General features: G+C 38.1%; 17 protein-coding genes. 11 read left to right on the forward strand and 6 right to left on the reverse strand.

Features of this window, described 5'->3' with window-relative positions:
• Nucleotides 1-207: 207 nt before the first annotated feature.
• Nucleotides 208-1,248: a DNA/RNA non-specific endonuclease gene (locus tag ABR854_RS03675; RefSeq protein WP_350263996.1), complete on the forward strand. Its 1,041-nt coding sequence runs from the start codon at nucleotides 208-210 to the stop codon at nucleotides 1,246-1,248.
• A gap of 39 nt (nucleotides 1,249-1,287) precedes the next feature.
• Here the strand turns inward: ABR854_RS03675 and ABR854_RS03680 are convergent, their stop codons facing one another.
• A complete protein-coding gene (locus ABR854_RS03680) occupies nucleotides 1,288-2,559 on the reverse strand; it encodes an aspartyl protease family protein (protein ID WP_350263997.1) in 1,272 nt (423 codons plus the stop codon).
• A gap of 264 nt (nucleotides 2,560-2,823) precedes the next feature.
• Here ABR854_RS03680 and ABR854_RS03685 point away from each other — a divergent pair, with 264 nt between their 5' ends.
• The 8 genes from ABR854_RS03685 (at nucleotide 2,824) to ABR854_RS03720 (ending at nucleotide 12,683) form a co-directional block, all read left to right on the forward strand.
• Nucleotides 2,824-3,810 carry an NAD-dependent epimerase/dehydratase family protein gene (locus ABR854_RS03685; RefSeq protein WP_350263998.1) on the forward strand — a complete coding sequence of 329 codons (987 nt, stop codon included), beginning with the start codon at nucleotides 2,824-2,826 and terminating at the stop codon, nucleotides 3,808-3,810.
• A gap of 35 nt (nucleotides 3,811-3,845) precedes the next feature.
• On the forward strand, nucleotides 3,846-4,694 hold the full coding sequence (locus ABR854_RS03690) for an MBL fold metallo-hydrolase (protein WP_350263999.1): 849 nt from the start codon (nucleotides 3,846-3,848) through the stop codon (nucleotides 4,692-4,694).
• Complete coding sequence (locus ABR854_RS03695; protein ID WP_350264000.1) at nucleotides 4,684-5,976, forward strand: F390 synthetase-related protein; 1,293 nt, start codon at nucleotides 4,684-4,686, stop codon at nucleotides 5,974-5,976. The genes ABR854_RS03690 and ABR854_RS03695 overlap by 11 nt, the downstream gene beginning before the upstream one ends.
• Complete coding sequence (locus tag ABR854_RS03700) at nucleotides 5,954-6,949, forward strand: 3-oxoacyl-[acyl-carrier-protein] synthase III C-terminal domain-containing protein (protein WP_350264001.1); 996 nt, start codon at nucleotides 5,954-5,956, stop codon at nucleotides 6,947-6,949. The genes ABR854_RS03695 and ABR854_RS03700 overlap by 23 nt, the downstream gene beginning before the upstream one ends.
• 69 nt (nucleotides 6,950-7,018) lie before the next feature.
• A complete protein-coding gene (locus ABR854_RS03705; protein WP_350264002.1) occupies nucleotides 7,019-8,056 on the forward strand; it encodes a Rieske 2Fe-2S domain-containing protein in 1,038 nt (345 codons plus the stop codon).
• A gap of 11 nt (nucleotides 8,057-8,067) precedes the next feature.
• Nucleotides 8,068-9,150, forward strand: a complete 1,083-nt coding sequence (locus ABR854_RS03710; protein WP_350264003.1) for a DUF3419 family protein — start codon at nucleotides 8,068-8,070, stop codon at nucleotides 9,148-9,150.
• Nucleotides 9,151-9,255: 105 nt separating this feature from the next.
• Nucleotides 9,256-12,090, forward strand: a complete 2,835-nt coding sequence (locus ABR854_RS03715; RefSeq protein WP_350264004.1) for a M16 family metallopeptidase — start codon at nucleotides 9,256-9,258, stop codon at nucleotides 12,088-12,090.
• 140 nt (nucleotides 12,091-12,230) lie between these two features.
• Nucleotides 12,231-12,683, forward strand: coding sequence for a GlcG/HbpS family heme-binding protein (locus ABR854_RS03720; protein ID WP_350264005.1), 453 nt, complete (start codon nucleotides 12,231-12,233; stop codon nucleotides 12,681-12,683).
• Nucleotides 12,684-12,699: 16 nt separating this feature from the next.
• Here ABR854_RS03720 and ABR854_RS03725 read toward each other — a convergent pair whose 3' ends face one another.
• Nucleotides 12,700-13,404: a membrane or secreted protein gene (locus tag ABR854_RS03725; protein WP_350264006.1), complete on the reverse strand. Its 705-nt coding sequence runs from the start codon at nucleotides 13,402-13,404 to the stop codon at nucleotides 12,700-12,702.
• A gap of 83 nt (nucleotides 13,405-13,487) precedes the next feature.
• Nucleotides 13,488-14,039 (reverse strand): hypothetical protein, encoded by a 552-nt coding sequence (locus ABR854_RS03730; protein WP_350264007.1) that lies wholly within the window; start codon nucleotides 14,037-14,039, stop codon nucleotides 13,488-13,490.
• Between the two features lie 161 nt (nucleotides 14,040-14,200).
• Here ABR854_RS03730 and ABR854_RS03735 point away from each other — a divergent pair, with 161 nt between their 5' ends.
• Both ABR854_RS03735 and ABR854_RS03740 read left to right on the forward strand, forming a co-directional pair.
• Entirely contained in the window at nucleotides 14,201-15,154 is a 954-nt protein-coding gene (locus tag ABR854_RS03735) for a D-2-hydroxyacid dehydrogenase (RefSeq protein WP_350264008.1), read from the forward strand.
• 74 nt (nucleotides 15,155-15,228) lie between these two features.
• Nucleotides 15,229-17,565, forward strand: a complete 2,337-nt coding sequence (locus tag ABR854_RS03740; RefSeq protein WP_350264009.1) for a DUF5916 domain-containing protein — start codon at nucleotides 15,229-15,231, stop codon at nucleotides 17,563-17,565.
• 149 nt (nucleotides 17,566-17,714) lie between these two features.
• Here the strand turns inward: ABR854_RS03740 and ABR854_RS03745 are convergent, their stop codons facing one another.
• The 3 genes from ABR854_RS03745 to ABR854_RS03755 form a co-directional block, all read right to left on the reverse strand.
• Entirely contained in the window at nucleotides 17,715-19,043 is a 1,329-nt protein-coding gene (locus ABR854_RS03745; RefSeq protein ID WP_350264010.1) for a GntP family permease, read from the reverse strand.
• A gap of 149 nt (nucleotides 19,044-19,192) precedes the next feature.
• Nucleotides 19,193-20,542: a glutamine synthetase family protein gene (locus ABR854_RS03750; RefSeq protein WP_350264011.1), complete on the reverse strand. Its 1,350-nt coding sequence runs from the start codon at nucleotides 20,540-20,542 to the stop codon at nucleotides 19,193-19,195.
• Between the two features lie 31 nt (nucleotides 20,543-20,573).
• Nucleotides 20,574-21,779 (reverse strand): ATP-grasp domain-containing protein, encoded by a 1,206-nt coding sequence (locus ABR854_RS03755; protein WP_350264012.1) that lies wholly within the window; start codon nucleotides 21,777-21,779, stop codon nucleotides 20,574-20,576.
• Nucleotides 21,780-21,909 lie beyond the last annotated feature (130 nt).

A 21,909-nucleotide genomic window follows, 5' to 3' on the forward strand; every position in this document is an offset into this window, starting at 1 on the left:
AGGTTAAGATAACAAAGATAGAAGCAAAAAATGATTTGAGATAGGGTTTTTAAAAAATTTTAATATTTCAAGAAAAGCAATATTGTCTTGTGTTTTGTCGTAAACTTGCATTGAAGTAGCATAATTCTCTGAATTGTGTTAACGCAAACACAATTCAGGCATCGGGTCGCCGAAGCGGTTGTGCTACAAATATTCAAATTATCGTACATGAAATCTAATCGTATAATTCTTATTTTACTGTTTTTCGGCATTGGATATTTCCTTTATTTCAAAGAAAAGTCAGGGCCGATTGGAAATTTTTGGAAAGTTATCACTGGCGTTTTTGAGCCTAAAAGTTCAAAGTCAGAAGAGAAAAACCCGTACAAAGCTCCCGAACCCGACACCGAAGCAACGGCTACCAAAGGTGATAAAAACAATGAAGACGTAGCAACGGCAACCAATAAAAAAAGCGAAGACACAGAAGAAGAAACTTCGATTTTTGATAAAATAAAAGATAAAGTATTTAATACCGATACGCAAGCAGAAATTAGCAATAATGGCGAAATTCCTGATTTTGCTCTTCCCGCTATTCGTAAAGGTGACGAAATTATCAAACACAAAAACTATACTCTCCGCTACGAAGAAGACTACGAAGTGCCTGCTTGGGTAGTGCATAAGTTGCGTGGAGAATACACCAAAGGCACTGCCAGCCGAGGCGATAACCAGTTTATGCCCGACCGCAAAGTGAAAGATAATTCAGCTCTTTCGGGCGATTATAGCAGCACTGGTTACGACCGTGGACACATGGTGCCTGCGGGTGATTTTAAGTGCTGCCAAGAGCTAATGACCGAGACTTTTTATATGAGCAATATTGCCCCACAAGTACCTGATTTCAATCGTGGTATTTGGGAAAACATTGAGAGCCGAATCAGAGGTTGGGCAATGAGAGACGAAGAATTATTTATCGTTACGGGGCCAGTGCTACGCAAAGGTTTACCAACAATCGGACGATACAATAATGTGGCTGTGCCTGAGTTTTTTTATAAGATTGTATTATTTTATCAGCCAAAATCAGGTAAAAACCCTCGTGCAATAGCTTTTTTACTACCAAATGAAGCTTTGTTCGGCAAGCGAATGAATAATTTCGTGGTTTCGGTTGATGAAGTAGAGAAAGCAACAGGTTTAGATTTTTTTGCAAAACTTCCTGCCGATATTCAAACAAAAGTAGAAGCAAATAGCGATTGGACAGCTTGGACAAAAATTCAATAGTATAAGAAAAGGCTTCGTTAGACGAAGCCTTTTCTTGTTTTAAATCATACGCTTTAAGTAGAATGTAGCTACTTGTAGTTCTCCTTTTCTCCTAAAGAAAAACTCTACCTCCTTACCTTCTTTTCGAGACAAAATTTTATAAATCTCGCTAATAGTCATATCTTTTACATTTTGCCCATTCACAAAAATAAGTTCGTCACCTTCTTCCAAACCCGCAGCATCGGCTGGAGAACCTTCAATTACTTTATTAATCACGTATTGATTAAACTCGGAACCTTTGGCACGAACATCTAAGCCACTCATATCATGCTCAAATGATTCTTTCATTCGGTTTCGTAAAGGCTTCATAATCATATAGCCATCACGGTAATTGAGCGTTACGGTAAAGCGGCGTAATAATTCACAACCAATACTTCCTTGACGTTTAGTATCATCAGCAGTAAATTTCATACTGAACGACAGACTATCAGGAAACGAAGCCAAAATATTCTTCATTTCCAAACTTCCCATTCTGATTTTATCGACACGACCAATATTTCCATTGATTTCACCATTTAGCCCACGACCAAGATTCGCACGCATAACTCTATCAGGTAAATGAATTGGCTCTTTTTCTCCTGCATTCAGCAAAAGAGCATGACCAGCACCCGTATCAATAACCAGTCTCATTGGAATAAGTTTTTGGTCATTGCTCACCATCGCAATCGCATCGGTGTATGGTTTTGATTGAGTAAGTACAATCGGGTATTGTGTACCCATTGATTTTTTGTACTTGAATTTCTTTGGATCAGTGAGTGTGAGTTTTTTATTTTCAAAATCTATCGTTACAACAAAATTACTGAAAATATCATGTCCGAAAATACCGTGAATAGGCACGCCCAAAAACTCAGACAACTGCAATACATCTTCATCTAAAACAACCAAGCTTTGTTGACGAGCAATTACATCACCGATACGAATCGTATGCCCAACCGACACATTGGCCATGAGAGCTTCCCCTTCGCCAGCACCCGCAATCTTCACACGACGTACGTATCTAACCCCCAAAGTCAATGCCCGTTTGGGGTCTGTCACGATAGTTGAGCTAACGCCCGTATCAAGTATAAAACGGAGCGTATCAGAACCATCAAGTTGAGCTTTCAAAACAATGAGATTGGCATGTAGGTCAAAGTCAAACTTAGCAACTTTCTGATGTTTTCCTCTAAAATGATACCCGTAACGGTCATCTTTTTTTCTGTCTTTTTGACCAAAAGCCAACTGACTGATTATCAACAAGATAGCTATCAAGCGGAGTTTGGATAAGTTTTCCATAGCTATTTCAATTTTAACACGAATAATATGATATAATTTTTAGGAAAAATAGGCTTTTTCCACGAATTACAACACTAATTTAAAGAAAATAGTTTGAGGAATCATACTTATTTTTTGATTATTTTCGAGAAAAAGTACTCATAGGCAATAAATTAATAGGTATTTTTAGATATAAACCTCGAATAAGTGAAGTGTGTTGTAGAAAAGTACCTGAAAGAGCGATAAAATCGTAGTTTTGCAGTTCATTTTAAAAGAGTTTAGCCAATGAAAATTCTGCTTACGGGAGCAACTGGCGGTTTAGGATTTCGGACGTTGGAGTGTTTGATTGAAAACCCGAAAATTGAGAAAATAATAGCTACTGGGCGAGTAATCAGACCAACCCATTTTGTAGAACACCAAAAAGTAGATTACCAACTTGGTAATTTAGACGATGCCTATTTTGTCTCGAAACTCGTCGAACAAGTTGATTATATCGTTCATGCAGCGGCACTTTCTTCACCGTGGGGCAAATACGCAGCGTTTGAGAAAGCTAATGTATTGACGATGAATAACTTAATAAATGCCGCTAAAAAGCACCACATCAAGCGTTTTGTGTATGTTTCTACACCGAGTTTGTATTTCAATGGCCAAGACCGATTTAATGTAAAAGAATCTGACCCATTGCCCACGACATTTGTCAATGCTTATTCAAAAACAAAACATGAGGCAGAATTATTGGTCGAAAAGTCTGGAATCCCATACGTGACTTTGCGACCACGTGCATTGATTGGCCGTGGCGATACGATTATTATGCCTCGATTAATCAGAGCTTTTGAAGAAGGAAAACTAAAAATTATTGGTGATGGAAAAAATATAGTAGATTTGACCTCGCTGGCCAATGTGGCTGATTCTATTGAACTTGCTCTATTTGTTGGCGATACTGCACTCAATCAAATTTACAACATCACCAATGGCGAACCCGTACAACTTTGGGAAACGATTGAAAAAGTACTTTCAAGGTTAGGATATGAAATGAACAAAAAGAAAGTCCCCTACTCGGTTGTAAAATTTATTTCGCAACTCATGGAATTGAAAGCGAAACTAACAAACTATAAAGAACCAGCCCTAACCACTTACGGCGTCGGGATTTTAGCAAAATCATTTACGATGGATATTTCAAAGGCAAAATCGCTCTTGGGATATTCACCAAAAGTATCAACTAATGAAGCCATTAATGAGTTTGTGAGTTGGTATCGTGAAGTCAACGGTTAACAGTCTGCAGTCAACAGTTTTTTTATCTACTATTTATGAAAGAAGTTAAATTATACCTCAGTTATGCGGGTTATTGTGAAGCCAAAGAAAGCCACAGCATCAGAGAGGGAGCCAATAAAAGCATCAAATTTCATGCATTATTTGGACTGATTCAACACCCCGAACAAGGCTGGATTTTGTACGATACAGGCTACACAAAACGATTTTATGAGTGTACGAAAACATACCCAAATAAAATCTATGCCAATATGACCAAAGTTTTCGTGACTGAAGAAGATGAAATAAAGAATCAACTCAAGCATTTTGGTTTACAACCAACTGATATTAAGCACATTATCATTACTCACTTTCACGCCGACCATGTGGCAGGTTTAAAAGATTTTGATGAAGCAACTTTTTATTGTTCACGAGCAGCATTTAAGCAATATAGCGAAATCAGTAAATTTTGGGCGTTTAGTAAAGCCATTTTAAAAGACCTAATTCCCGAAGATTTCGAGAAAAGACTAAAAATCATTGAAGATTATGGAAAACTCCTCAACGATGAAATATTTGGAAAAAAATATGATTTATTCGGTGACGATTCTTTAATAATCTATGATTTACCTGGTCATGCTACTGGACAAATCGGCGTAAAATTAAAGACCCAAAAACAGCAGTATTTTCTGATTGCAGATGCTTGCTGGAACAAGAAATCTTACGAAGAAATGCGACTTCCGCCATCAATCGTTCGACTATTTTTTGATTCTTGGCAAGATTTCAAGGATAGCCTTCAGAAAGTAAATCTATTTCACAAAAAATTTCCAGAGATAACGATTGTACCTACGCATTGCTCGGCAACAACGTCGGCTCTTGTTTCAACTCATTACGACCTCAATGCTCTTTAAATTATCCATTTTATATTATTTAGTAGAAATAAAACTATCGAAATGGCTTTATATCCATAGCATTAGTTTTAGACGAAATTGGATAATCAAAAAACTCATTCAGCACTGCTTCACAAGTTTATTTTATAAGCCTTTTATACAGAATAAAAGCAGCTTTGAGGCTTTCCCAATCATCAACAAAGCCATTTTCATGGCAAATTTTGATGCTATTAATACTGTAAATATCAAACTCGAAGAAGCTTTGGCAGTTGCGATAAAATCGGAAGAAAGCCGAGATTTTTCGCCAACTATCAACAGCATTACATTGGGTTTATCATCAGGTACGAGTGGAAATCGAGGTGTGTTTCTGGCAAGCGAAAAAGAACGAGCCTATTGGGTGGCTTTGGTGTTAGATAGAGTGTTGGGATTTTCATTCAAAAAACGAAGCATTGCATTTTTTCTACGAGCCAACAGCAACCTTTATGATTCAGTAAAATCAAAATTATTGGCATTTCATTTTTTTGATTTGCTTAATTCGATTGATGTGCATATTGAACGTCTAAATGCCTTACAACCAGACATTTTGGTAGCCCAACCAAGTATGTTGTTTGAATTAGCTAATGCGATTGCAGCCAATAAACTTGACATAAAACCCACAAAGGTTATTTCAGTAGCAGAAGTTTTAACGCCCGAAGATAAGGCATATTTGAGCAACATCTTTAAACAAACCATTCATCAGGTTTATCAATGCACCGAAGGTTTTTTGGCCAGTTCGTGCGAATACGGAACGCTACATTTCAACGAAGATTTTCTGATAATCGAAAAGAAATATATTGACCGAGAGCAAAGTCGTTTTCACCCAATTATTACCGATTTGAGGAGACGTTCACAGCCCATCATTCGATATGAATTGAATGATATTATTCAAGAAAAAACAAATTGCCCGTGCGGCAGTAATTTTTTGGCCATTGAAGCCATCGAAGGGCGTTCGGATGATATTTTGGTTTTCAAAAATACTGAAAATCAAGAAGTTAAAATCTTTCCTGATTTTTTCAGACGTGCCATTATTTTAGCCGATAATTCCATCAGCGATTACGCTTTGATTCAAACTAAGCCGAATCATTTAATGCTTTATATAAAAAGTCAGCACAAAAAGTCATTTCAACTGGCTTGCGAATCAATACAAGATTTACTAAAAAAAAATAATATTTTTGAGGTCGAAATCAGTCAAACGAATCATAACCATACCCTCAGAGGCCAAAAACTTAGAAGAATAAAAAATGATGTCAGGAAAACCAATTAAAATAGTCGGTTTAGGGAAATACCTTCCGCAGGAAGTTTCATCGGCCGATTTGGAACAAAAACATGGTCTTCCACAAGGTTGGTCAGAGAAATATTCGGGCGTAAAATCTCGGCATCATATTACATTTGAGTCGATTGGATACATGGGAGCAAAAGCCATTGAGCAAGCCTTAGAAAAATGCCAAATGGAGCTGAAAGATATTGATATGCTGATTTCGGCAAGTGCAGGTTTTGATTATCCGTTGCCGAGCCAATCGAGTATCATCAAGAGTGAACTTAAAGATGGAATTACGGTCAATATTCCTGCTTTGGATGTTGATTCGAGTTGCTTGAGTTTTGTGAGTGCTTTTGAGATAGCAGCAAGTTTATTGGATGGTAAAAAGTATAAAAATATTGTCATTGTCAGCAGTGAAATAGCTTCAACAGGCATAAATCCAAGCAATTGGGAGACTTTAACACTTTTTGGTGATGGAGCTGTGGCGGCCATTTTACAATTCGACCCCAATACTGATTCGGCTTATATCAAAAGCACCATGCAGACTTACTCGGAAGGTGTTTATGACTCAACTTTCAAAGGTGGCGGCATGAAATTATTCTTCAAAGACAATCCTTACGACCCCGAAATACATTCGTTTGCCATGAATGGCCGAAAATTATTGCGTTTGGCCAAAACTCATTTACCTGATTTCATTGATGCGTTTTTCGAGGATATACCTATCAAAATGGAAGAAACCAACGCCATTATTCCGCACCAAGCTTCAAAACTGGGGGTTTCTATTTTATCGAGTTTATATCGAGTTAAAGAAAATCAAGTTTTGGGTAATTTGGCTACTTACGGTAACTGCATTGCCGCTTCCATTCCGCTTGTTTTGCACGATGCAGTTGAGTCGGGTGCAATCAAACGAGGCGACACTTGTTTCATTATCGGCACAGCAGCAGGTTTTTCGATTGGTGGGCTTTTATTGAAATTTTAGCTATTCTGTAACACAATCGCTTCGGCGAACCGATTTCTAAATTGTGTACGATAAAACACCACAAAAACAATGTTCAATAAAATAGGGGGATTAATCAATTATTGGCATGTCATTGCCTTATCGAGCGAACTGGAAAAAGGTAAATCTTTGAAGAGAAGCCTTTATCAAATTCCTGTATTACTATGGAGAGATAAGGCTTCGCAAGTTCATGCTTTATTGGATGTTTGTTCGCACAAAAAAGCCCCTTTAGAAGTTTGTGATTTTGCACAAAACCATGTTTTATGCCAATATCATGGTTGGAAATACAATGATGAAGGACGATTGATTGATATTCCGAGTTCACAGCATTTGATTCAGAAAATGAAGTGTAAAGTTGATAATTACTCCATTATCGAACAAAATGGCTTCGTTTGGATATATTTGGACACAGAAAATTCGTCCAAATCATCGCCCGAAGCACTGATCGAAGTTTCGAGCGAAAACTGGAAACACTACCAAACTTCGATGCTTTTTGAGACAAACGAAGAGCTTTTGGTTGAAAACTTTATGGATGCTACGCATACGCCAATGGTGCATGACAAGCTTATCAGAGACAACGATAAAAAAACAAAGCACTCAATAACAATTACCCAAACCAGCGAAACTGTGCATGTCAGCTACGCCGAAACCAACGAAAAAATTGGCTTAGGTCTTGATTGGATGCTGGGCGGAAACTTGAGAGTTTCGCATACTGATGAGTTTCTGATGCCTAATTTGGTGAGAGTAAATTATTACATCAACAAAATCCATCGTTTTCAGGCTTTTATTGCTTGCACACCTCTACAAGATGGCCAAACCATTGCTTTTGTGCGGTTGTCGTTTCAGTTTAAATGGTTTAATTCGCTCATAAAATTGGTTATTCCATTTTTGGCAAAAAAGGTTTTGAAACAAGATTTTATCATTACCCAAAAACAGTTTGCTAATATGCAGATTTTCAAAGAAAAACCCGACCAAAACATTGATTACGACGCCATGCACAACAAAGTGAAAAAGATTAGAAATAATAAAATAAATAGCTTGACTACCAGTGCAGAAACCACTTCCCAGCAAATTGATTTAACCTTATAATTCGTGCATTCGTGGCAAATTCATTTTTTGAAAAAATAAACTATTCGGCTTGTAACGAAGATAGCGAATCGGAAAGAAAAGCCTTGCGTCTGAACTTCGATGATACAGTTTTGTGTATCACAGGAAGCGGTGCGAGGCCACTTGATTTATTAATTGATAATCCAAAAAAAATTATCAGCGTCGATTTTAATGTTACACAAAACCATCTTTTGGCTCTCAAAATTGCAGCTTATCAATCACTCAATTATGCCGAATTTAGGTCATTTATTGGCTTAGAAAACAAGTTTTCCCGAAAAGATTTATACACAAAACTCTCCCATTTACTTACAATAGAAACTAAAAACTATTGGGATAAAAACTTCAATCTGATTGAAAATGGACTTTTGTACTGCGGAACATGGGAACGATTTCTCAGAATGATGGCCAAAGCAGCATTTTTCAGAAAAAAAGGTATAGAAAAATTGATGGCGTCAGAAACCTTGGAAATTCAACAAGAATATTGGGCGAAAAAATGGGATAATACTATCTGGAAATCATTTCTGAAACTCGTTTCTAATCGTTTTTTATGGACAAAAATCATTCGTGAACCTGGGGCATTATTGATTCCGCAGGAATTTGATGTGTATGAATATATGCATTCACGGATGAATCATTTGGCCAAAAATCATCTTCTTCGCACCAATCATTTTGCTAATCTTTTGTTTTATGGCGAATATAAACCCGATTGCATTTTGCCGCTGCATTTGAGAGAGGAACACTTTGAAAGTATCAAAAGTCAAGTACATAAAATCGAAATTATCTCCGATTCTTTGCTTAATGTGCTTGATGACAAAGAACTTACTAAATCTATCACGGCATATTCACTGTCAGATTTTTCGTCGTATGCCAATACTGAAATGTATCATGAAATTTGGACAAAAATCATTCAGCACTCAGCCAATAATACCAAATTCTGCGAACGCTTTTTCTTGGTAAAACGTCAGCCCGAAATCCTTCACCATCAAATCAAAAGAGATTATTTATTAGAAAAACAGCTTTCCGACCAAGACCTCACGGCCATCTACACTTTTTGTGTGGGAAAATTGAGCAAATAAAATATTCTTCAAACATCTACCACAATTTCGGGTTTATCGGATAGACCGTTTGGCATACTAACTTTTTATTCGTTTTTTTGGCATCAAAACATCAACACTTTTACTATGAAAAAAAATCTATTAGCCGCTGCGGCTATTTGTTTGTTTACTAATCTCGGATTTAGCCAAGCTCGCTTGGTAGAAAAAGTCGAAAAAAAAGGGAGTGAATTGGTCATTCCTTACGAAAAATATGTTTTTCCTAACGGCCTCACGCTCGTTGTGCATGAAGACAACAGCGACCCAATCGTACACGTCGATGTCACTTACCACGTAGGTAGTGCCAGAGAAGAAATCAAAAAGAGTGGTTTTGCTCACTTTTTTGAACACATGATGTTTCAAGGAAGCGATAACGTGGGCGATGAGCAACATTTCAAAATCGTAACGGCTGCGGGCGGAACGCTCAACGGTAGCACCAACCTCGACCGTACAAATTATTATGAAACTGTTCCGAACAATCAACTCGAAAAAATGCTTTGGCTCGAAGCCGACCGCATGGGCTTTTTGTTAGATGCCGTTACTCAAAAGAAATTTGAGGTACAACGCAGCACCGTAAAAAACGAAAGAGGACAAAATTATGATAACCGTCCGTATGGTTTAGTGGGCGAATTTACGAGCAAAAACCTTTATCCTTATGGCCACCCATACAGTTGGTTGACAATCGGTTATTTGGAAGATTTAGATAGAGTTGACGTAAACGACTTGAAAAAATTCTTCTTGCGTTGGTATGGCCCAAACAACGCCACTTTGACTATCGGTGGCGATGTAAAAGCAGCCGATGTAGTAAAATTAGTTGATAAATATTTTGGAAGCATTCCTGCTGGACCAGCGGTTGAAAAAACGGTATTGCCAGCCGTAAAATTATCGGGCGATAGATACGCTTCTTTCACTGATAATTACGCTCGTTTACCGATTTTATCGAAAACTTACCCAACCGTTCCGAATTATGATAAAGATATGGGAGCTTTATCGTGTCTTGCTCAAATCTTGGGTCAAGGTAAAAACTCTATTCTTTATCAACAAATGGTAAAAAACCAAAAAGCTATTTCGGCCAGTGGTTTCAGCCGTTTCAACGAGTTAGCGGGTGAATTTTCATTCCAACTAACACCTTTCCCTGGCAACTCGCTCGCAACGATGGATAGTTTATTCAAACAATCATTATTGGTTTTTGAAAAACGTGGCGTAACAGATGAAGACATTGAGAAATTTAAAGGTGGCATCGAAGCACAGTATATAAACGGTTTACAAAGTGTGTCTGGAAAAGTTAGCCAATTGGCGGCTTTCAATACATTTGCTGGTAACCCAAATATGATTGGTAAATTATTGGATATGTATCGTTCAGTAACCAAAGAAGACGTTTGGAGAGTTTATAACCAATATTTAAAAGACAAACCTTGCGTAACAATCAGCGTACTGACGAAAGGACAAGCTGTAAAACCAGCCGCACCTGATAATTATACCATTGATACCCAAAACTACACAGCACCAAATTATGGTTATGATGGTTTGAAATATACAAAAGCAAAAGATAATTTTGATAGAAGCAAAACACCAGGCAATGGTGCAAATCCAGTAGTGAAAGTGCCTCCTTTCTGGAAAAAAGATTTGCCAAGTGGTGTTAAAATTATTGGAACAGCCAACAACGAATTGCCAACCGTTACGATTTCAATCACTGTTCCAGGGGGGCATTTGGCTCAAGCAGCCGATACTTCTAAAATTGGTTTGGCGGGTATGGTTGCCGATATGCTCAACGAAGACACGAAAAAATACACAGCTGAACAAATGGCTGTTGAGCTTCAAAAATTGGGAAGTTTCATCAGCGTTTCACAAACATTAGATGGTATCAGTTTCAATGTACAGTGTTTGAAGAAAAATGTTGATAAAACGTTAGAATTGCTCGAAGAGAAAATGTTCAGCCCGAACTTTACGGCCGAAGCTTTCAATCGTTTACAAAAACAATCATTGGAAGGCTTTAAGCAATTAAAATCTCAACCAGCGGCAATTGCTTCTACCGTAATTGATAAACTCAACTACGGTACAGGAAATATCTTGGGTTTAAGCGATAATGGCACCGAAAGTACAGTAAAAAGACTCAGCCTAAAAGATGTTCAAGATTATTACAACAAATATATGACATCGCAAGGCACGAAAGTGGTAGTTGTAGGTGATATTACGGAAGGTGAAATATTGCCAAAATTGGCATTTTTGAATAAATTACCAAACAAAAAAATCAATTTGCCTAATCCAGCACCTGCTCCTGCTATCGCAAAAACTCAAATTTATTTGATTGATGTACCAAAAGCAGCACAAACCGAATTTAGAGTAAGCAATGTTACTGGCTTGAAATACGATGCAACTGGCGAATACTACAAAGCAGGTTTGATGAACTTCGCACTTGGCGGTGCATTTAATAGCCGTGTGAATCTCAACTTACGTGAAGATAAAGGTTGGACTTACGGTGCTCGTGCTGGTTTTGCTGGAGATAAATATACTGGCGAATACCAATTTAGCTCAGGAATACGTGCCAATGCTACTGACAGTGCATTAGTTGAGGTAATGAAAGAGTTAAAAACTTACGCTGCCAATGGCATTTCTGCCGAAGAATTGGCATTTACTAAAAGTGCAATTGGTCAACAAGATGCGTTGCGTTATGAAACAGGCAACCAAAAAGCAGGTTTCATCGGTCGAATTCTGACTTATGGTTTACCAGCTAATTTTGTAGAAACCCAAAACAAAATTTTAGCATCACTTACCAAAAAAGAAGCAGATGCTTTGGCTAAAAAATGGATTAATCCTGATAAGATGAATATTTTATTGGTAGGAGATAAAGCCAAAATCTTACCTGGCCTACAAAAGCTTGGTTATGAGATTGTAGAATTAGATATTGATGGGAATAGAAAATAATTTCTGACTATAAAAAGCCCTAAAAATAGTTATTTTTAGGGCTTTTTATCTATTAATGCATTCACGAAACACTTAAAAATCGGTTTATCTACGATTGCTACTTTTTTTTCTGAACTGGTTATTTATAAAAATATTCTAAAATGACACCTCAAAAACGCCAAGAAATTATCCATCAGATACTTGAAAACCTTTCGGCTCAAGTGCCTACTTACAAAAATAGCGAACCCGACTGGGGAATTTGCGAAGGAAATGTAGCTGTTTGTATCATCGACGATGAAGGAAATATTTACGGAAAAATTTGGGGAGATGATAAACTAAAAGGCCGCCGCTACTACGATGTGGCTTACAGAAAAGCTTCACAAGTTTGGATAACTGGCTACAAAACAGGCGAATTTGAACGTTTGATTTTTACTGATAAACTCAATTACCGAGATTTTGGCATTCCATTGCCCGAACTCATGGGCTGGGAAGGTGGTCAACCGATTCAGTTAGATGAAAAAACTACTATTTCGTGCGGTTTTAGCGGTTTTAAGGGTGCAACTGATTTGGCGATTGTGAAAAAAGCCGCAGAAACGGCTCTACAACAAATCTAAATATGTAGGGGAAAAGTTATTTTTCTTTTCCCCAAATTTCGTTCACAGGGTCTCCTTTTGAGCTTTTTCCCGAATGCTGCCATTTGTCTCCTTCAACTTTCGCATCAAAAGTCAAAGAAGCCCCTACTCTACTATTATCTCTTGAGAAAAATTCGAGTGTTTCGGTATATTTCCCATCTTTGAGCGTGTATGTACCTCCACCTGTACCAAAAAACTCCTTGGTTTCGGGGTTGATAGCAAACCATTGAAATCTTGTTCCCGAACATATTTTCAAGGTCTTACGAGCCGTACGCTTCATTTCGGTCATCTGTCCATCTTGCCCAGCACGTGCCGAGATTCGCCAATTTCCCGAAAGAGCATCTTTTCCTTCATCAATGCGTTTCCAAGTTGTCTTTGCTTGATTTTCTATCGTAAACTCGTTATCTTTTCTTGTAAATTTATAAGTGATTTTCGTTCCGACACTCTCGGGGTTTTTATCATTAAATTCGAGTGTCAGCGTAAGGCCAGCATCATTAATTTCATAAGTCCCACCATAGGTGCGGATGTAAAGGTTTTTCTCAAAAACTGCAATCGAAAGGTAATTTTCGGTGGCAATTATCACCGCTCTTTCGTTAGAAACACTGCTTTCGGGCTGCATTTCCCACGCTCCACGAAGTGTGCCAGCAAAGCTCTCAAAAGCCATCATCACCCAAAAAAAGATAGACCAAAAAGTTATTTTCATGTTCTTAAAATTTTAGATTGAATATTATTGTACTTTCAAGGTCGGCAAGGCTTGAAGCCTTGCCGACCTTCTGCATTGAAGTATTATTTATTTTTCAAAGCCCTTATCCCCCAACCTATCAAACCACACAAGACCATTAAAATTGTTATTCCCGCAAAAATCCATTTTATTAAACCTGAATTTGAAGCAAATATTGCCCAAAAATCAACTTTTTCTGGAAATGCTTGAAGCATTTGCACAATTCCGTAGTTTTCGCACAAATCAAATATTAATCCTCCAATTGGAAGGACATTCAAAATTGCAAAACGTTGCTTGTTCCAACCATTCTTTTTAAATAAAAAACTCACCAACAAAATAAAAGCTATTGTATAAGCAATCGGATAAATGACATCTATGAATGATTCGACAAAAAGATAAACTTCTCGACCTTTCTCGCCATACGATTCAATAATGCTGTAACCTTTTTCGGGTGTAAAACCAAAGCTCAAATCCATCAAACCACGATTGAGTTCGGGGTCAAATTGTTTTTGAAAATAGGGTAAAATCGCTCCCGAAAAAGTAAATTGTAAGGCTAAAAAGCCTAACACAAGATAACCACTGGCTCGGGCATAAAAGAAATCGGATAGTTTTTTCATGGGCTTGGATGTTTAAAAGAGAAATGTCTTACAAAACTATAAAATTTATCGTAAGATACTAATTATCAAGTTTTTGGAATAAATTTCCGTTTATCCATAAAGTGTTTTGACGAGAAAGTTTTAGGTGATAATTTCGTCAAAAATTTCAGATTCTAAGCCTTATGAACATCGTTTTTCTTGATGCCTACACCCTAAATCCGCTCAATGATTTAGATATTTCTATTCTTTACACACTCGGAAATGTAACACTTTACGACCGCACTTCGCCCGACCAAATTATTGAACGAGCCGAAAATGCAGACATTATCTTAACCAACAAATGTCCGCTTAACGCACAGACTATCAGTCAATTACCCAATCTAAAATACATTGGCGTAACGGCCACTGGCTATAATATCATTGATATTGATGCCGCCAAAGCCAAAGGAATAATTGTTGCTAATGTGCGTGGATATAGCTCGGCATCAGTTGCACAATTAGTGTTTTCATTGATTTTAGGTTTTACAAATCGAGTAGTTGAACATGCTCAAAACATTGAAAACACATGGACTTCCTGTCCAGATTTTTGTTTTTATCACTCGCCTTTAGTCGAACTCGAAGGCAAAACTTTGGGCATCATTGGTTTGGGCGATATTGGTAAAAAAGTAGCAAGTATTGGTTTAGGATTTGGCATGAAAGTTTTGGCAAATAAACGAGATTTAAGTTCGGGTGGTATGAGTGATGTAGAGCTTTGTAGCCAAGAGCAGATATTTCAAGAAAGTGATTTTATTACGCTGCATTGCCCACTAACCACTGATAATCAACAACTTATTAACAAGGTCACATTAGCACAAATGAAATCTTCTGCGATTTTGATAAATACTTCAAGAGGCGGACTAATCCACGAACAAGACTTAGCTGATGCTCTTAACGCTGGCGTGATTGCTGGTGCTGGACTTGATGTGCTTTCTGTTGAGCCACCAACTAAAATCAATCCGTTGTTGACCGCAAAAAACACCATTATCACGCCACACATTGCATGGGCGGGTGTAAATGCACGTCGAGAATTATTGAAAGGTGTGATTGAAAATATCGTAGCATTTCAACAAGGAAAGGCACCAAAAGGGGTAATTTAAAGCTTTTTTTGCAAATTTTCGTACCTTTGTGTGTCTATTTTAAAAGCAACAAACTACAATTTATAAAATCTTTTATGAAAAAACTATACTTTACTACCGTAGGAGTAATCCTACTGGGGATTAATCTATTATTTGCTCAAGACTCAAAAAACCAAGACGACGACAAATATAATATCCATATCAAAAAATCAACTATACCCATCAAATTAGATGGGCTACTTGATGAAGATTCTTGGAAAACTGCCGAAGTTGCCAAAAACTTCTTTCTGAATCGCCCTTATGATTCTTCTTTTGCTAAACTTCAAACTGAGGTAAAAGTACTTTTCGATGATAATTTCATTTATGTGGGTGCTATTTGCTACGAACCTCGTAATCTCTACACAGTAGCCTCTTTAAAACGTGATTTTGAAGGCGGTACAAGTGATGTTTTTACGGTAAATTTCGATACCTTTAAAGATAAACTCAATGGTTTTCAGTTTGCAATCAATCCCTACGGTGTGCAGCGTGAAGGCTTGATTTTTAATGGCGGAGAATCTTCTAATTTTTGGGATAATAAGTGGTATTCGCAAGTAAAAAATTATGAAGATTATTGGGTCGTTGAAATGGCAATTCCTTTCAAAACCCTGCGTTATAAAGTTGCTGATGAACAAAATACTTGGCGAGTAAACTTTGGCCGAAATGTATTGAAACAAAATGAAGTATCAACTTGGCGACCAGTTCCTCGTAATTTTCCGCCAGCAAATTTGGCTTTTGCAGGCAATTTGATTTGGGACGAAAATCCGCCAAAACCTGGAGCAAATGTTTCGTTGATTCCGTTTGTTTCTGTCGCTATTGAAAAAGATTTTCCACGCAATGAAAGTGATTTAAAAGCCCTTCCAACAACTTCAAATTTCCCTGCGGGCGTAGGTATGGATGCTAAGATTGCGGTTACGCCATCGTTGAACTTAGATTTAACAATAAACCCCGATTTTTCACAGGTTGAGGTTGACAGACAAGTGACAAACTTGAGTCGTTTTGAGTTATTCTTTCCCGAAAGAAGGCAGTTTTTTCTCGAAAACAACGACCTTTTTGGCACTTTTGGTTTTCCTGATACTCGTCCGTTTTTCTCTCGCCGCATTGGTATTACTCGGAATCCGAATACTGGAAACACGCAACGAGTACCGATTTTGGCAGGGGCAAGACTCAGCGGAAAACTCAACGACGATTGGAGAATTGGTGTAATGAATATGCAAACCAGAAAGGTAAATTTTGGTGAAGATAAATATTTACCAGCGGCAAATTATTCGGTGGCGGTTGTGCAGCGAAAACTCTTGAATCGTTCAACTTTGGGGGGTATTTTTGTGAATAAAGAAAATGATTTCAGCAGCCTAAGTGCCGAACAAACGGCGGGTTACAGAAAGTATAATCGAGTTGGTGGTTTAGAATTTAATTTTTATTCAAAAGATAACAAATTCCAATCTGAAAGTTATTATCATCAATCGTTTTCGCCAGAAAACAAGAAAGATGCAGGAAGTGCCGCTCACTTTATGGGTTATAGTCACCCAAATCTTGAACTAAACCTGGGCGTACAACGTATTGGCGAGAACTACCGTGCCGATGTAGGTTTTGTGCCACGCACAGGAATTTGGCAAATATACCGGCCTCTAACCATTATTTTGAATCCAAAATCACAAACGATTGCTAAGTATATCAATGCGTATGGCTTTGGTTCGGAGGGAAATGATGTTTATGATTTAAAAGGTAAAAGGCTTGATAGCGAAACGAATCTCTTTGTTTTTGCCAGTAGTCCAAGGGGGTCAGAGGCCTACATTGCTTATGGTTCAAGTTTTACTCACTTGTTTAATCCTTTCGACCCAACCAATGCCAGCGATAACCCAAATCCCGATACTTACAAAAATGTAGTAGAATTGCCCGTTGGCGACTATCGTTCACGAACATTTAATATAGGTTTTGAAAGTAGTCGTAGGAACAATATTAATGGCGAATTCGACTTCTCGAAAGGTTCGTATTTCTCGAATAAAGCCGAAAAAATTAATGGAAAATCTACAAATTTTAGTGGTAGTATTGGTTATCGTTATCAACCCTACGGTGTATTTTCGGTGGATTGTGAATACACAAAAATTGATATGCCACTGCCTTATAATAGCGTAGAATACTGGTTAATTGGCCCTCGTGCTGAGTTATCTTTCTCGAAAAGTGTATTTTTCAGTACGTTTTTTCAGTATAATACCCAAACCAATAATACGAATATCAACTCTCGTTTACAGTGGCGTTTCCGTCCTGTTTCTGATTTATTTTTGGTTTATACTGATAATTATTTTGCCGAAAATATTCCGAATTATTACATCAAAGCATGGACTCCTAAAAATCGGGCATTGATTTTGAAAATGACCTATTGGTTGAATGTGTAGAAATAGTCAACGGTTTTCAGTCAACAGTCCATAAAAACATGAGTAATCCCGAATTTAATTTGAGAAACGATTCATTGCCGTCAGTTAAAACTGACGGCAATGAATTAAATCCTTATTGAGGAATTAAAATTCGGGATTATTCATGCTTTTTAGCATATCAAATAAATCAAACAAACCACAATCAAACTCACAATTCCTTGCAAGCCTGAAAGTAATGTGTGAGTGCGGTAGGCATCTCGTTGGTTGAGGCCTGTAAACTGCGAAACCACCCAAAACCAAGCATCATTGGCGTGCGAAACGGTCATTGCTCCGCTACCTACTGCCATTACTAATAGCGTAAGGTCGAGTGGCTCAGTAAAACCTACGGTACTTGCGAGCGGTGCTAAAATACCCGAAGTAAGTACCATCGAAGTGGTGGTTGACCCCTGTGCTGTTTTGAAAAATGCAGCTACCAAAAACGCAATCACCAAAAACATTACGCCCGATGTCTGATTGGCCAAAAGCCACTCGCTAATCATGTTTTTGAGAGCCGTTTCTTTCAAAATGGCTCCGAAAGCTCCCCCCGCTCCTACTAACACAAGCGTTGTGCCGCAATGCTCGATGCCACTTTTGAAACAGGCTAATAGTTTATCAGCAGGTTTTTCGGGAAAAAGCGTGTAAGAAAACCCAATTGCCAATAAAAACGATACTAATGGACTACCGAGAAAACTCAACCAGTGCAAAACTTCTTCACTAAAAATGTGAGAGATTTTGGCAAAAGATGCAAAAGCAATCAACAAAATTGGTAGCAAAATTGGCATAAATGCTTTCCACGCAGGCAAGTTGCTGCTCATTACTTCGCTGATTTCCAAATTGTTACCTTCGATTATTTCTACATTTGAAGCAAATTTTTGAGCAAACCAAGTAGAAACAAATAAACTCGGAATCGAAACTACCAAACCAACCAAAATTACAAGTCCAACGGAATCGGTCAGGTTCAGATTTCCTGCTGCCGAAAGTGGGCCAGGTGTGGGTGGCACGAGCGTATGCGTAGCAAAAAGTCCACCCGAAAGAGCAATAGCTATCGTTCCGAGCGGTCGATTTACTTTCTTGGCTACAATTTTATTCAGTTTTGCCAAAATAATAAAACCAGAATCACAAAAAACAGGAATACCGACAATCGCTCCAATGACCGACATCGCAAAAGCAGGATATTTTTCACCAAAAAGTTTTAGAATTATATCAGCAACCTTAATTGCCGCTCCTGATTTATCGAGAATTGCTCCAATCACGCATCCCAAAATAACCATCAAACCAATTTTCGACATCAATTCTCCGAAGCCTTTTCCGATTATTTCGGCCAATTTATCAATCGGCAGACCTGCAAAAATTCCAACGCCTAAAGCCGCCAAAAGTAAGCCCGCTAAAGGGTGAAGTTTGAACCAAGTAGAAGAAACAACAATGAAGGCTATCGCCAAAAACACAACGAGGATTATCATGGAAATTTAATGAATGAATGAGAGAGTGATAGGATGAGAGAATGAATGCTGTTGACTAAATAATTATGATAAAATTCTGAAAGTTAAATGCCTAAATATTCAGTATCCACTGCGGCACACATTCTATCATTCAAAATTCTATCATTGATTTAAACTATCTCAAAATAACGTTTTAACTCCCAGTCGGTTACTACTTTGGCATGTTGTCTCCACTCCCAATCTCGGGTTTGAGTGAAATGCTGCACGAAAGTTTCGCCGAAAAGTTCTTTGGCAATAGCGGAGTTCTCCATGGCTTGCGTAGCTTCGTGCAAGTTGCGTGGTAAAATACCATTACTAATATCACGATAGCCATTGCCAACCGTAGCGGGCTGATTAAGTTTAAGTTGATGACGAATGCCGTATAAGCCAGCCGCCAAACAAGCCGCCAAAGCCAAATAGGGATTCGTATCTGACCCAACAACACGAGTTTCGAGGCGGCAAGATTTTTTACCCAAAGGCAAAGCTCGCAAAGCCACCGTTCGGTTATCGACCGCCCATGTAAGCGTTGTAGGGGCCCAAGCACCTTCAACTAAACGTTTATAACTATTAATTGTCGGAGCAACCATCGGCAAAATATGCGGCAAACAATGCAACTGCCCAGCCATATAACTTTCCATCAATGAACTGATATGATTGGGAGCATTTTCATCATAAAAAAGGTTGTTTTTTTCTGCCAAATCCCACAGACTTTGATGCACATGACCGCTACAACCTGGGAGATTTTCATTGACTTTTGCCATAAAAGTGGCCATTATGCCCAATTTATTGGCAATTTCTTTGACCGAAGTTTTGAATAAAATTGCTCTATCGGCAGCCAATAAAATATCCGAATAAGTGATTGCAGCTTCGTAAACTCCTGGCCCAGTTTCGGTATGCAAACCTTCGAGTGGAATATCAAATTTGGTAAGTTGCTCGAAAATATTAGTCATGAAATCGTTGCGTAAGCTACTACGGAGTAACGAATAACCAAACATTCCAGGCGTAAGTGGCGTCAGATTCTGAAAACCTTTTTCATGAATAGATGCAGGAGTTTCTTCAAAATTAAACCACTCAAATTCTTGCGAAAAGAAAGGCTTAAAACCTTGTTTATCAGCATCTTCAATGACTCTTTTTAGTACATTTCTTGGACAAACCTCGGCCGCTTCTTCAATAAATTCGGCTAAAAAAAATGGAATATCATTTTCCCACGGAATTTTACGAAATGTACTCAAATCCAGCTTTGCTTTTGCATCGGGGTAGCCCGAGTGCCAACCTGTAAAGCTGGCGTTATCGTAGCAAACATCGGCCATATCCCAGCCAAAAACTACATCACAAAAACCTAAATCTCCATCCAAAAGGGACATAAATTTTTGTTTACTAATATATTTTCCACGTAAAACTCCATCAATATCAGCAATTGCCAATTTGACTTTGCCCGATGGATGATTGTTTACGTAATTGATGATTTCTTGTTGTGTCATTATGGCTTGGTTGAAAGATGGTTGTCGTAAATCAATGTACAGGTTTATCAGGAGCGGGAGCAGAAGCATGATAGCCCAAATCTCGAATCATTGTGGCATATTTTTCCATGAGTTCGAGTACTTTTGCTCTACTTTTTGAACGAACGATAAGTCCAATATGATATTCTTCGTTCATTTTCCAAACAATTTCGGGGTCATTGAATGGAGCATAATCTGGGTGTTCATGCGATGAAAGCGAAATCACGATGCCCGAATAATAATCTTCCACAACTGGCAATTCATAAGTTCCTCCTGCCGCAACTACGGTTTCAATTTTTGCCCATTCTCTCCACAAGTTTATTCCCGACGAATATTCAACCATTTCGGCCAAATTTGCCCCTCCTACTCTTGAAGCCGTTTCGAGGAAATAAAATTTACCATCTTCATAACATTTTATCATTTCGGTGTGTGACGCACTCGATTTCATACCAAACGCCCGCATCACATCTTCATTCATCTTCTTGAGTGCGGCATCATCTTCCGATTCATGCTCAACCGTAACCGAGCGGAAAATTCCACCACCGTGAGCTACCTCAAAAGGCGTGTTTAGGTATTGGCTACATCTCGTAAAAATTACTTTACCATTTAGCGTTAGCGAATCAACGTGATAAACATCGCCAGGTTTGAATTGCTCAATCAAGAAATTGTGGCGTTCGTCGCCCAACGAATGCACGGTGTCCCATGCTTCTTGGAAACTATGCACTTTTTTGATTCCAGCGGCTGATGCTTCAGAACGGGGTTTTATCACCCATGGCGGAGAAGTACGTTGCAAATATTCAGTAATATCAATATCATGAAAAAGCGTGCTGAAAGGCGGAACAGCAATACCCGCATCTTGTGCCTGCACACGCATGGCGAGCTTATCTCTAAAATAACGAGCAGTAGTTTGTCCCATTCCTGGAATTCGGAAATGCTCACGCACCAAAGCTGCTTTTTCGACATCAAAGTCATCAAGTGCCACTACTCTATCAATTTTTTTGCTACGCATCAAAGCTGCTAAGCCAACCAATATTTTTTGGTAGGTATCGAAGGTGTTTTCTACGTTATCTAAATAAAAAATCTCGTCGATTGACTCACGAGGCCATGCTTTATCTTGCAGTTTTTGGTTGGTAAGCAAATACACATTATTACCTTCTGCTTTGCAAGATTTTAAAAATTCTACACCTTTAAAATAAGTACAGATACAAAGAAAATTCATAGGTTCAAGGGGAATTGTTGATGGTTTACTTTATACAATACTCAAATATAAAAATTTGGTATTTATATTCAATATTTTCGGGCGAATTCTTCTAAAAACAAAAAAGCCTCCCGCAGTTTTGCGAGAGGCT

Origin of the sequence: Emticicia sp. W12TSBA100-4, from assembly GCF_040253585.1 — a bacterium.
GTDB lineage: Bacteria > Bacteroidota > Bacteroidia > Cytophagales > Spirosomataceae > Emticicia.

Excerpts from the sequence above, each read along its gene's own strand:
- ABR854_RS03730 (WP_350264007.1), bottom strand. The coding sequence starts at position 14,039 with ATGAAAAAACTATCCGATTTCTTTTATGCCCGAGCCAGTGGTTATCTT.
- ABR854_RS03715 (WP_350264004.1), top strand. The coding sequence starts at position 9,256 with ATGAAAAAAAATCTATTAGCCGCTGCGGCTATTTGTTTGTTTACTAAT.
- ABR854_RS03685 (WP_350263998.1), top strand. The coding sequence starts at position 2,824 with ATGAAAATTCTGCTTACGGGAGCAACTGGCGGTTTAGGATTTCGGACG.
- ABR854_RS03700 (WP_350264001.1), top strand. The coding sequence starts at position 5,954 with ATGATGTCAGGAAAACCAATTAAAATAGTCGGTTTAGGGAAATACCTT.
- ABR854_RS03680 (WP_350263997.1), bottom strand. The coding sequence starts at position 2,559 with ATGGAAAACTTATCCAAACTCCGCTTGATAGCTATCTTGTTGATAATC.
- ABR854_RS03720 (WP_350264005.1), top strand. The coding sequence starts at position 12,231 with ATGACACCTCAAAAACGCCAAGAAATTATCCATCAGATACTTGAAAAC.
- ABR854_RS03725 (WP_350264006.1), bottom strand. The coding sequence starts at position 13,404 with ATGAAAATAACTTTTTGGTCTATCTTTTTTTGGGTGATGATGGCTTTT.
- ABR854_RS03675 (WP_350263996.1), top strand. The coding sequence starts at position 208 with ATGAAATCTAATCGTATAATTCTTATTTTACTGTTTTTCGGCATTGGA.
- ABR854_RS03690 (WP_350263999.1), top strand. The coding sequence starts at position 3,846 with ATGAAAGAAGTTAAATTATACCTCAGTTATGCGGGTTATTGTGAAGCC.
- ABR854_RS03745 (WP_350264010.1), bottom strand. The coding sequence starts at position 19,043 with ATGATAATCCTCGTTGTGTTTTTGGCGATAGCCTTCATTGTTGTTTCT.
- ABR854_RS03750 (WP_350264011.1), bottom strand. The coding sequence starts at position 20,542 with ATGACACAACAAGAAATCATCAATTACGTAAACAATCATCCATCGGGC.
- ABR854_RS03755 (WP_350264012.1), bottom strand. The coding sequence starts at position 21,779 with ATGAATTTTCTTTGTATCTGTACTTATTTTAAAGGTGTAGAATTTTTA.
- ABR854_RS03695 (WP_350264000.1), top strand. The coding sequence starts at position 4,684 with ATGCTCTTTAAATTATCCATTTTATATTATTTAGTAGAAATAAAACTA.
- ABR854_RS03705 (WP_350264002.1), top strand. The coding sequence starts at position 7,019 with ATGTTCAATAAAATAGGGGGATTAATCAATTATTGGCATGTCATTGCC.
- ABR854_RS03735 (WP_350264008.1), top strand. The coding sequence starts at position 14,201 with ATGAACATCGTTTTTCTTGATGCCTACACCCTAAATCCGCTCAATGAT.
- ABR854_RS03740 (WP_350264009.1), top strand. The coding sequence starts at position 15,229 with ATGAAAAAACTATACTTTACTACCGTAGGAGTAATCCTACTGGGGATT.